The sequence below is a fragment of the Roseofilum sp. genome (assembly GCF_982964205.1).
In genome coordinates, this window is sequence record NZ_CEZBFX010000079.1 from 1 (window position 1) to 9,639 (window position 9,639).

Here is a 9,639-nt window from a genome sequence, read left to right on the forward strand (position 1 = left end):
TCCCTTGAGCCTGATTTCTTATTTTCCTCTGCCTAGAGTGATAGAAGAGGGGTATAGCGCGAAGCGCTATCTTTTTCTCATGCATCAAATTAGCTCAGATAGTCCACTCTCTCCCGATCCAGTTGCCTTGTGTCCCCTTGATCCGGAAAAATAGAGGATAACCCAATCAAGGCTCACTAGGGATTATGGCTGTAGACTATTCAGACTATTCAGAAATTGATGTCGCTGACTATATCGAACATTCCCTGTTGCACCCCACAGCAACACCGGAACAAGTACAGCAGTGGTGCGAACAAGCCATAGCTATGAATTTTCCTACGGTGTGCGTGCCTCCCGTTTACGTGCGGCAAACAGCGGATATCTTACAAGGAAAATCGACTAAAGTGTGTACGGTGATTGGCTTTCCCACGGGTGCGACAACACCAGGGGTAAAGCTCTACGAAGCCCAAGAAGCGGTTGAACATGGAGCAGTAGAGTTAGATGTGGTGATTAATATCGGCTTACTGAAGGCGGGAAAAAGCGAAGCCGTGCATCGGGAAATGGCGGAAATTTGTGAGGAAACGGGGCAAACGGTGAAAGCAATTTTAGAAATGACGGTGTTGACGGAAGCCGAAAAACGATTAGCGGCAGAGCTTTGTTTAGATGCGGGGGTGGCGTTCCTGAAAACGAGTACGGGTTGGCAAGGAGGTGCGACGGTGGAAGATGTAAAGTTATTGAAGTCTATCAGCCGAGGAAATGTGGGGATTAAAGCTTCTGGTGGCATTCGCAATTTAGAGCAAGCTTATGCCTTAATTGATGCAGGTGCAACGCGGTTGGGGACTTCACGGGGGATGATGTTAATGGAAGAGCGCGATATGGCGCTTCGCCCTGGTAATAGGTGATCGATATTGGTAATCCCTCTTCTGTGACTTTTCACTTTTTGGGAAAGTGACAGAAGAGAGAGCTTGAGAGGATAAAGTTTAGGTTGGGTTTCACGATCGTGAAACCCAACCTACGCTCTGGAAAAGCTAGTATTAGTTATCCTCCCAAAATATCTTGTTACCATACACCAAAGAGTTTCGTTTATCCCTCAGTTTCTGCTCTTCAATAATTACTTCTTCAATTTCCTTTACTACTTCCTCAGAAACGCCCATCAGATCTGCCATTTTCCGAATGGCTTGTTTTTCCGCTTCTGGATATTCTTTATCTGCACTACAGGCTTTTATTGCCCAATAAATTGTGCCTTTTTTCCCGTTTTCTACTATCGGACTGCGTGCCAGAACATCAGCAATATCTTCATCACCATTATAGGATTCCACTTCTTCAATTATTGAAGTGGGCATTTCCCGAGAAGCTGCAAAGCCCAGTACCCATTCACGCTCTTCTTTGCTAATTACGCTATCTCCTTTAGTGCAAAGCAAAATCGCCTTTAAAAAATCTACGGCATCGCCCAGATTTATATAAGTATTATAAGACCATCCCCATTGTTCTTTATTAGACCAACGCGAAGCTCTTAACGTATTTTCTTTATCCAACTTCTTTCTCTCCTTGACAAATTGTCTCGATCACCTTATCACATCTAACTTAAAGGGTCAATAATGGTATTGCTATAAAATAGTGGAGGAAAATCTTAATGCTAAATTCACCAAATTTACACGAAGTTTTACTCTGGGTGATTAAAGATATTCATAGCAAGGGTTGGTCTACTGGTACGGCAGGGAACTTTAGTGCAGTCCTCCAGAGAGAACCTCTGACTTTGCTGATGACTCCTAGCGGGATAGATAAGGGCTTGGTGCGATCGCAGGATTTAGTTGAAATTAACGAAGCTGGAGCAGTTGTCAAAGGGACGGGGAAACCTTCATCAGAGACTTTACTGCACCTCACAATTGTCAGGGAGACAGGAATGGGAGCTATTATACACACCCATTCAGTCTTTAATACTCTTTTGTCACAACACTTTTTGCGTGAAGGGAAACTCATCTTAACGGGTTACGAAATGCTCAAGGGTTTAGAGGGGATTCTTACTCATGAGACGATTGTTAATATCCCCATCTGGCCAAACTCTCAAGATATGCAACAATTGAGCCAAATAGTTGGTTCTCACCTCCAACTTAATTCTCACTATGGAAATGAGGGAACGTCTTTTCCTCGTACTTATGGATTTCTCTTAGCAGGCCACGGGCTGTATACTTGGGGAGAAACTCTGTTTCAGGCTCGACGACATCTGGAAATTTTAGAATTTTTGTTCGAGGTGACTTACCGCCAACTTGTCTTAGCGGATTGATTGGGCAACGGGAGGAAAATTGCAGCTAGTAATACTTCCAAGGGCGATCGCTGTTGTTTCAACCAATGATTTGGAAATACTATATGGTAGAAAAAACTAGAGATAATGTTAGGGCGTTGCTGTTAGATATTGAGGGAACGACAACACCTATAAATTTTGTTTTTGAGGTTTTATTTCCCTTTGCAAGAGATAACGCCGAAGTTTTTCTCAAAGAACGCGGTGGCGAACCTGAGGTGCAAGATGACCTCAATCTGCTACGTCAGGAATATGAAATCGATCGCGCAAAAGGAGATGCTATACTGGACTGGACTGGTACTGATCCTATTGCTGCGGTTCCTTATATTCATTACCTAATTGCTACAGATCGTAAGTCTACTGCTCTCAAGTCTCTTCAGGGGAAAATCTGGGAGCAGGGATATAGAAATGGAACCCTTAGAGCGCAGCTTTTCCCAGATGTAAAACCCGCTTTTGAACGTTGGTTGGCTGCTGGCAAAAAACTCTATATTTTCTCGTCGGGGAGTGTACAGGCACAACAATTGCTATTTCGTTATTCAGAGATCGGAAATTTAACGCCTTTTTTAAGCGGATATTTTGATACTCGAACTGGATCGAAACTGGAATCTCAAAGCTATAAAAAGATTGCCGAAATCATTGAAATCGCTCCAAGGGAAATTCTATTTATTTCTGATGTTGTCTCTGAATTACAAGCGGCTAGAGCTAGCGGTATGAAGTCTAGGTTCTCTTCAAGACCTGGAAATTATAGTACCGATCCTCAAGGATTTACTTTAATTCAAACTTTTGAGGGCATCTAATACCATTTTTAATTTTAATTGATATTATGAGCAAAACCTATAAGGCAACGGGCATTAATTTGAAGGGAATGCCGATGGGAGAATCTGACCGGTTATTGACGGTGTTAACCCCGGAAGTTGGATTGATTCGGGCGATCGCCCCCGGAGCGAGAAAAGCTAAGTCCAGTTTAGGGGGACGCAGTGGGTTATTTGTGGTGAATGAATTGTTGGTGGTGAAGGGGCGATCGCTCGATAAAATCATTCAAGCGCAAACGATTCAATCCTATCCGGGATTAAGTCGAGATTTACTCAAACTGACTGCAAGTCAATACTTGGCAGAATTAGTCCTCTGCCAAGCCCTCACAGATCGCTCCCAAACAGACCTCTATGACCTACTGTTGCTCCATCTCGATCGCCTGGAAACCAGCGACCTCAACCTCACCTTACCTCGCTTAATTCAAGGTATCTTTCACCTGTTGGCCCTAGCGGGAATTGCGCCACAAGTGCAAAATTGTTGTAGAACGGGACAGGCGATCGCGCCCAATTTCAACGATCCCCAGTGGAAAATTCAATTTAACCTCGCCTCTGGTGGCATTGTGAGCGAGGAAAAAGAGCGACAAGTCTTTCAGGTTCAAGAATCTGGAGCCAGCTATCAGGTACAACGTTCACCTCGGAAATTGCCCCAACCTCCAGCATTTTCCCTCAACGCCAGTCAATTATGGATACTTCAGCATCTAGCGGGGCCAGAACTCCCTAAACTAGAACAAGGAATAGACCATCTCTGGCCTTCCCTAGAAAACCTCCTGCGTGCCTATGCTCAATATCACTTCGATCGACCGATACGAGCTGCAACCCTCATGGAGCCTTGCCTTGCCAACTTGCCAAAAGATCCCTGAAGTTTAAATCCTATGTCCCTATCCAAAACCGATGGAGAAATAACCCCTAAAACCCCTAAACCTAATCTTCCTCCACCCTCTCCTAGTCTGGGTGCAGTCCTCAAAAACCGCAATTTTCTCACCCTGTGGAGCGGTCAAGTTTTTTCCCAGTTAGCCGATAAAATCTATCTAGTTTTAACGATCGCCATTATTACTAGCGAGTTTCAACAACAGGAGCAAACCATTAGCGGTTGGGTATCAGCGATCATGATTGCTTTTACGATTCCCGCTGTCTTATTTGGCTCCTTAGCTGGGGTATTTGTGGATCGGTGGCCGAAAAAATCGGTCTTGGTTCTCACCAACGTACTCCGAGGAGCCTTTGTGCTGACGATTCCTCTGTTCTTAAGTCTATCTGCGGGAATTGACTTGGCGATCGATATTCCCCTCGGTTTTGCGTTGCTCTTAGGGATCACCTTTGCCGTCTCTACTCTCACCCAATTCTTTGCTCCTGCCGAACAAGCCATTATTCCCCTAATTGTCAAGCGCCATTTGCTCTTGCCAGCTAATTCGCTCTACACTTCTACCATGATGGCCTCGGTGATCCTGGGATTTGCTCTTGGCGACCCACTTCTGAACCTAGCAAGTCACCTGATTAGCCCGATTTTAGGTAATGGCGACTTGGGTAAAGAAGTTCTAGTGGGAGGTGGTTATCTGTTGGCGGGTGTGATTTTGTTGGTGGTGAATACTCAAGAAAATACTTATCCCCCAGACCACGAACACCCTCATGTTTTGCAAGATCTGCGCGATGGATTACAGTTTTTGCGCGATCGCCATCGGGTTCGCAATGCAATTTTACAACTGATTATTCTCTCCTGTATTTTTGCCGCCTTAGCCGTTTTAGCCGTTCGCATTGCCGAAATTATTCCCAGTCTTGAACCCTCCCAATTTGGCCTATTATTAGCCGTTGGCGGAATCGGTTTGGGCATCAGTTCGGCTGTCGTGGGAGAATTCGGCCATCGTTGGGGATCGAATGCTCAACTGAGTTTAATCGGATCGATGGGGATGGCAGGATCGCTGCTCGGTTTGTCGTTTACGGTTCAATACTTGGGATGGTCTCTGTTTTGGATTAGTTTGTTAGGTTCCTCAGCCGCCTTTATTGGCATTCCCATGCAAACGACGATTCAATCGCAAACACCGGAAGAGATGCGGGGGAAGGTGTTCGGCTTGCAAAATAATGCTATTAATATCGCCTTGAGTTTTCCTCTGGCTTTGGTGAGCATGGCGGAAGCTGGATGGGGAATTCAAGTGGTTTTAGCTGGTTTAGCCCTCTTAGTCTTCGCAGGGGGAGTCTCAACCTGGTATATTTCCCGTACAGGAGATCGGGATCGATCGTCATTGTCTCCAACCCGATAATGCTGGGCATCGCTGGCGCAATACAGCAGTTTTCTTTGCTATGCAGTAGATCTCGATCCCCCCATCTCCCTATCCCCTTCTTGGCAATTGAATGCATATCGCTTGGCTTGGTAAAAAATCTCCGTTCTGTGGTAACGTCACTTATTCCCGTGAGGTGACGAATGCGTTGCTCGATCGCGGACATCAGGTGAGTTTTTTTCATTTTGCCTCGGAGGATGGGGTCGCAGAACTGCCAGCGAATGGCGCTCAAGCCTCTTCGGAAGGCTGGCCGGATTGTCCAGAAGTACCGATTCCTTGTTTGTATAAATCAACAATTTATACGATTCCGACGTTGAGTTCGTCTAAGGTTTTAGCGCGATCGCTCCATTCTTTGCAACCGGATCTGGTTCATGCGTCTTTAACCTTGTCTCCTCTGGATTTTTTGCTGCCGGAAATTTGCCAAGATTTGCATTTACCTTTGGTGGCGACATTTCATCCAGCATTTGACCGCAAATTACGCAATTTTTCTTCGGGAACGCAACAACTCACCTATCAACTTTATGCCCCTTGTTTGGCAAATTATGATAAAACTATTGTCTTTTCCCAGATGCAGCGCGAGATTCTGATTAAACTGGGGGTTCCGGAATACAAAGTGGTGGTGATTCCTAATGGGGTGGATGCCCTGAAATATTCCCCTGGCCCTTCTTCGATTAAGCAGCAATTGCAGGCAGAACGGTTATTTTTGTATCAAGGACGCATTGCTATTGAGAAAAATGTGGAGTCGCTGCTGAAGGCTTGGAGAATGGCGGATTTGGGGTCGGGGTGTAAGTTGGCGATCGTCGGGACTGGCCCCCTGCAAACTGCCCTCAGAGCTTCCTATGGAGCAGAACAGGGGATTGTTTGGTTGGGCTTTATTGGGGATGAGCAGCGTCGAATCGAGATTTTACGGGGAACAGATGTGTTTATTTTACCCTCTTTTGTTGAGGGATTGTCTCTCTCTCTGTTGGAGTCCATGGCTTGCGGAACGGCTTGTCTGGCAACGGATGTGGGAGCTGATGGTGAGGTTTTGGAAAAGGGTGCTGGGGTGATTTTGAATGCGAATCGCGTAACGACTGAGTTACAAACCCTCTTGCCTTTGTTTCGGGATCATCCCGAATTAAGTATTATGCTGGGACAAAAAGCGCGTCAACGAGTATTAGAACGCTATACGCTTAATCGTAATATTTCTCAGGTGGAACAGCTTTATGATGAGGTCATTGAACAGAGTAACGATGCATCTTACCGGAGCTTGGTTAATTAAGGGGACTCGAGAGTATCCGGATCGATATTCAACTGTCGGAGTTTTTCGCGTAATTGTTGTAAATTAGATTCTGCGCGATCGGCTCTTTCTCGCTCCAATTCCTTTTCCTGACGTTCGCGATCGCGATCTAATTCAGCAATATCAGCTCTTTCCTGTTGGCGATCGGCTCTTTCCTGCTCCTGCACTGCCACTTCTTCCGGCAACAATACCAAATTACCCTCAGCATCATAAAAGCGCAACCAAGAAGCATTTTCTTTCATCAACTCCCCATTCCAGGTGCCCAACCATAATCCTAAACTCTCACACCACAGCCATCCGCGATCGTTTGGCGCAATTTCATCATACTTGCGCGTTCCACTTAAATTCCATCCTTGTAATGACTCAGAGTCAAAGGGATCGTAGATAAAATAATCGTTAGTTTTCCAGACTTTTTCATACAACTCTTTCTTCTCATTCCGGTCAACTTCTGCCGTGGAAGGGGACATCAATTCCACAATCACATCAGGATAACGTCCTTGCTCTTCCCACAAGATCCAACTGCGGCGCTCAATTGTTCCATCTACATCTAATACCACAAAAAAATCCGGGCCGCGAAAGTCTTTGTTTCGGACTTGTGCGCTACTGTAGTAGACGAACATATTCCCACCCGTGTAATAATCATTGCGTTCTTGATACGCCTGATGCAAGGAAGCAATCAGAACATTCATAGCGATGCGATGGCGGTTGCTTTCCAAGGGTTCTCCGTCGTCGTAGGGTAAGTCGGTTGGCGGAAGGGGAATGACTTCTTGCTCTTGTGGTTCAGTCTGAGGTAATTGTTCGTCAATAAGTTGGACTGACATGGCTTTTTCCCTCAACACTCGGTTATCACAGTATAACTGAATCGGTTAGTTACTCGACAAGTTGCTCTAAGCCCCTTGCCTCCCAAGGATCGATTGATGCAAACCTTTAAGAATTTGATCTAAGATTCTTGTATTGTTAAGGGTGCAGATTCCCATGCCACAATTAATTGTTATTGCTGGGCCCAACGGGGCTGGAAAATCGACCAGTGCGCCGATCTTGTTACCAGGAGTTTTAAGCGTTAACGAATATGTTAATGCTGATGCGATCGCCCAAGGTCTATCGGGGTTTAATCCAGAACAAATAGCATTTCGCGCTGGCCGGATCATGCTCAAGCGGCTCCAAGAACTAGCCAATGAGCGGCTTGATTTTGCTTTTGAAACCACCTTAGCAACTCGTAGCTTTGCCCCTTGGATTACTTCCTTGAGGCTAACTGGATATCGATTTCATTTGATTTTTCTCTGGTTAGTCAATCCTGAATTAGCGATCGCTCGCGTTCAAGAACGAGTTCGCAGAGGAGGTCATCATGTACCGGAAGAAACCATTCGTCGTCGTTACCATGCAGGAGTCCGAAACTTTTTTCAATTATACCAAGCCATTGCGGATACTTGGCTTTTTTATGACAATTCCGATCCGAAAGAATCACCAATTATTGCGATGGGAGGAATCGAAATCGATGAGGTGATATATAATCAAGAAACATGGAATATTATCTTAAGAGGTGAATCATGAGTGAAACTAACGATAAGGATATTCCCGCTATTTTTGCTGAACATATCTTAATTGATCAAGGGATTCAAAAAGCCATTAATCGAGCAGTATGGGAACACAAACAACTGGGAAATCCAGTTGCAGCCTGGAAGGATGGAAAAGTGGTGTGGATTGCACCAGAAGACTTGGATATTGAGCTATTACCATAACAATGAACAATGAACAATGAACAATGAACAATGAACAATGGGTTTGGGACAAGTTTCTGAGTTAACGCGAGGGGGAAAGAAACCGGGTTTCTGCCACAGTTATGGACACCAATGCGAAGATACGCAAGAAACCCGGTTTCTGGATTTGAATTGTTATATCAAATCCGGTTAAACAGTTGTCATTGCGATCGCAGGGAAGCAATCGCTACAATTATCGAGACGATCGAGATTGCTTCACTCCACTGCGTTCCGTTCGCGCTTCGCGCAAGCTTCGCTAAACGCAATGACAAATCATAGCTGATGATTCGGATTTAATTGTTAATTGTTCATTGAACCAAAGCGATGGAAGGGATACAACCGGAAAATCACTTGACCGCGAATTTGTTGGCGGGAGACGACTTGACCGACATCTTGGTATTTATAATCGGGGTCGGTGACAATGGCGTAATATTCATCGGAGTTGAGGGTGATGGGGGGTTGGTTAAATGTGGGGGGTAACTCGATGGAACCCGTATCGAGGGGTTCATCATTGATAAACACTTCACCGGATCGGATTTCTAGGGTTTCCTGGGGTTCGGCAATAATGTATTTGATAACACTCAATTCTGGCATTTCAAAGAAAATGATATCCCCTCGATGGAACGGACGAAAACGATGGGTTAAGCGGTCAATAAATACGGTGTCTTGAGGGCGGAAAATTGGATCTAGTCCCACGTTAGTGATGCGTTGAGCAGAAAAGGTATCGATGCTTCTGGGCAACCAAACACTCATGAAGAACAATATCAACACTAAACCCCAATTTATTTGGTGTGGGGGCAGGGTATAGGCAGGGAGGGAGACTTCTTGGGCTAAATGTTCCCGCAGTGTGTCGTGATAAAAGCGAAACCGTCCCCCCGATTGTTTTAAGATGCCTGCTTGACTGGCTTGAGTGAGAAAGTGTGCATAATTCTCAGGCATGTTTCCCTGATGAAACAACACCCAACGCAGGGCAAAATGTTGGATTAAGGCAACACCACCCCCAGCCAAAAATCCGAGTATTATTCCCATTCCTGCCCCTTGAATCAAGGCAGTCAGCAGATCGACCTCCTGTCCCGTCGCCCAATTCGGTACAATAACCATGAGCGGGCAGAGGGGCATCGCTAACCCGATGGTAATCAGGGTTTTAATCCCCGTTTCCTTGATGCCTTCATTGGGGCGTTGCCTCACTTTTAAGTCGGCTCTCAGACCGACAATCAGCCCTCCAATCAGCCCGACAATCAGC

Annotated in this window: 11 protein-coding genes; 8 read left to right on the forward strand and 3 right to left on the reverse strand. The window is 45.5% G+C overall.

All coding sequences use genetic code 11. The features are described 5' to 3' along the window. Positions 1 to 185 precede the first annotated feature (185 nt). Positions 186 to 881: a deoxyribose-phosphate aldolase gene (deoC, locus tag AC3A14_RS17205; RefSeq protein WP_487779078.1), complete on the forward strand. Its 696-nt coding sequence runs from the start codon at positions 186 to 188 to the stop codon at positions 879 to 881. 132 nt (positions 882 to 1,013) lie between these two features. Here the strand turns inward: deoC and AC3A14_RS17210 are convergent, their stop codons facing one another. After that, complete coding sequence (locus AC3A14_RS17210; RefSeq protein WP_318700119.1) at positions 1,014 to 1,514, reverse strand: tellurite resistance TerB family protein; 501 nt, start codon at positions 1,512 to 1,514, stop codon at positions 1,014 to 1,016. Between the two features lie 98 nt (positions 1,515 to 1,612). On the opposite strand from AC3A14_RS17210, the gene mtnB reads away from it, so the two are divergent. The 5 genes from mtnB to AC3A14_RS17235 all read left to right on the forward strand — a co-directional run bounded on the left by mtnB (position 1,613) and on the right by AC3A14_RS17235 (position 6,621). After that, the gene (gene mtnB / locus AC3A14_RS17215; RefSeq protein WP_318735463.1) at positions 1,613 to 2,263 is read left to right on the forward strand and encodes a methylthioribulose 1-phosphate dehydratase; all 651 of its coding nucleotides are present in this window, start codon (positions 1,613 to 1,615) and stop codon (positions 2,261 to 2,263) included. 83 nt (positions 2,264 to 2,346) lie between these two features. Then, positions 2,347 to 3,075, forward strand: coding sequence for an acireductone synthase (gene mtnC / locus AC3A14_RS17220; protein WP_318735460.1), 729 nt, complete (start codon positions 2,347 to 2,349; stop codon positions 3,073 to 3,075). Positions 3,076 to 3,101: 26 nt separating this feature from the next. Then, complete coding sequence (recO, locus tag AC3A14_RS17225; protein ID WP_318735457.1) at positions 3,102 to 3,950, forward strand: DNA repair protein RecO; 849 nt, start codon at positions 3,102 to 3,104, stop codon at positions 3,948 to 3,950. Between the two features lie 12 nt (positions 3,951 to 3,962). Continuing rightward, positions 3,963 to 5,342 (forward strand): MFS transporter, encoded by a 1,380-nt coding sequence (locus AC3A14_RS17230; RefSeq protein WP_318735453.1) that lies wholly within the window; start codon positions 3,963 to 3,965, stop codon positions 5,340 to 5,342. A 91-nt stretch (positions 5,343 to 5,433) separates the two neighbouring features. Then, complete coding sequence (locus AC3A14_RS17235) at positions 5,434 to 6,621, forward strand: glycosyltransferase family 4 protein (protein WP_318735450.1); 1,188 nt, start codon at positions 5,434 to 5,436, stop codon at positions 6,619 to 6,621. Here AC3A14_RS17235 and AC3A14_RS17240 read toward each other — a convergent pair. Beyond that, positions 6,618 to 7,460 (reverse strand): Uma2 family endonuclease, encoded by an 843-nt coding sequence (locus AC3A14_RS17240; protein WP_487779079.1) that lies wholly within the window; start codon positions 7,458 to 7,460, stop codon positions 6,618 to 6,620. The two genes, AC3A14_RS17235 and AC3A14_RS17240, sit on opposite strands and share 4 nt — an antisense overlap. A 154-nt stretch (positions 7,461 to 7,614) precedes the next feature. On the opposite strand from AC3A14_RS17240, the gene AC3A14_RS17245 reads away from it, so the two are divergent. Together AC3A14_RS17245 and AC3A14_RS17250 are read left to right on the forward strand one after the other, a co-directional pair. Continuing rightward, entirely contained in the window at positions 7,615 to 8,190 is a 576-nt protein-coding gene (locus tag AC3A14_RS17245) for an ATPase (protein WP_318700126.1), read from the forward strand. Then, positions 8,187 to 8,378, forward strand: coding sequence for a hypothetical protein (locus AC3A14_RS17250; protein ID WP_318700127.1), 192 nt, complete (start codon positions 8,187 to 8,189; stop codon positions 8,376 to 8,378). Before AC3A14_RS17245 ends, AC3A14_RS17250 begins: the two co-directional genes overlap by 4 nt. A gap of 318 nt (positions 8,379 to 8,696) precedes the next feature. Here the strand turns inward: AC3A14_RS17250 and lepB are convergent. Then, on the reverse strand, positions 8,697 to 9,639 hold a 943-nt coding region (gene lepB / locus AC3A14_RS17255; RefSeq protein WP_487779080.1), incomplete at its 5' end, for a signal peptidase I.

Coding starts and splice junctions, on each gene's coding strand:
- deoC (WP_487779078.1), top strand. CDS start 186: ATGGCTGTAGACTATTCAGACTATTCAGAAATTGATGTCGCTGACTAT.
- mtnB (WP_318735463.1), top strand. CDS start 1,613: ATGCTAAATTCACCAAATTTACACGAAGTTTTACTCTGGGTGATTAAA.
- mtnC (WP_318735460.1), top strand. CDS start 2,347: ATGGTAGAAAAAACTAGAGATAATGTTAGGGCGTTGCTGTTAGATATT.
- recO (WP_318735457.1), top strand. CDS start 3,102: ATGAGCAAAACCTATAAGGCAACGGGCATTAATTTGAAGGGAATGCCG.
- AC3A14_RS17230 (WP_318735453.1), top strand. CDS start 3,963: ATGTCCCTATCCAAAACCGATGGAGAAATAACCCCTAAAACCCCTAAA.
- AC3A14_RS17235 (WP_318735450.1), top strand. CDS start 5,434: ATGCATATCGCTTGGCTTGGTAAAAAATCTCCGTTCTGTGGTAACGTC.
- AC3A14_RS17240 (WP_487779079.1), bottom strand. CDS start 7,460: ATGTCAGTCCAACTTATTGACGAACAATTACCTCAGACTGAACCACAA.
- AC3A14_RS17245 (WP_318700126.1), top strand. CDS start 7,615: ATGCCACAATTAATTGTTATTGCTGGGCCCAACGGGGCTGGAAAATCG.
- AC3A14_RS17250 (WP_318700127.1), top strand. CDS start 8,187: ATGAGTGAAACTAACGATAAGGATATTCCCGCTATTTTTGCTGAACAT.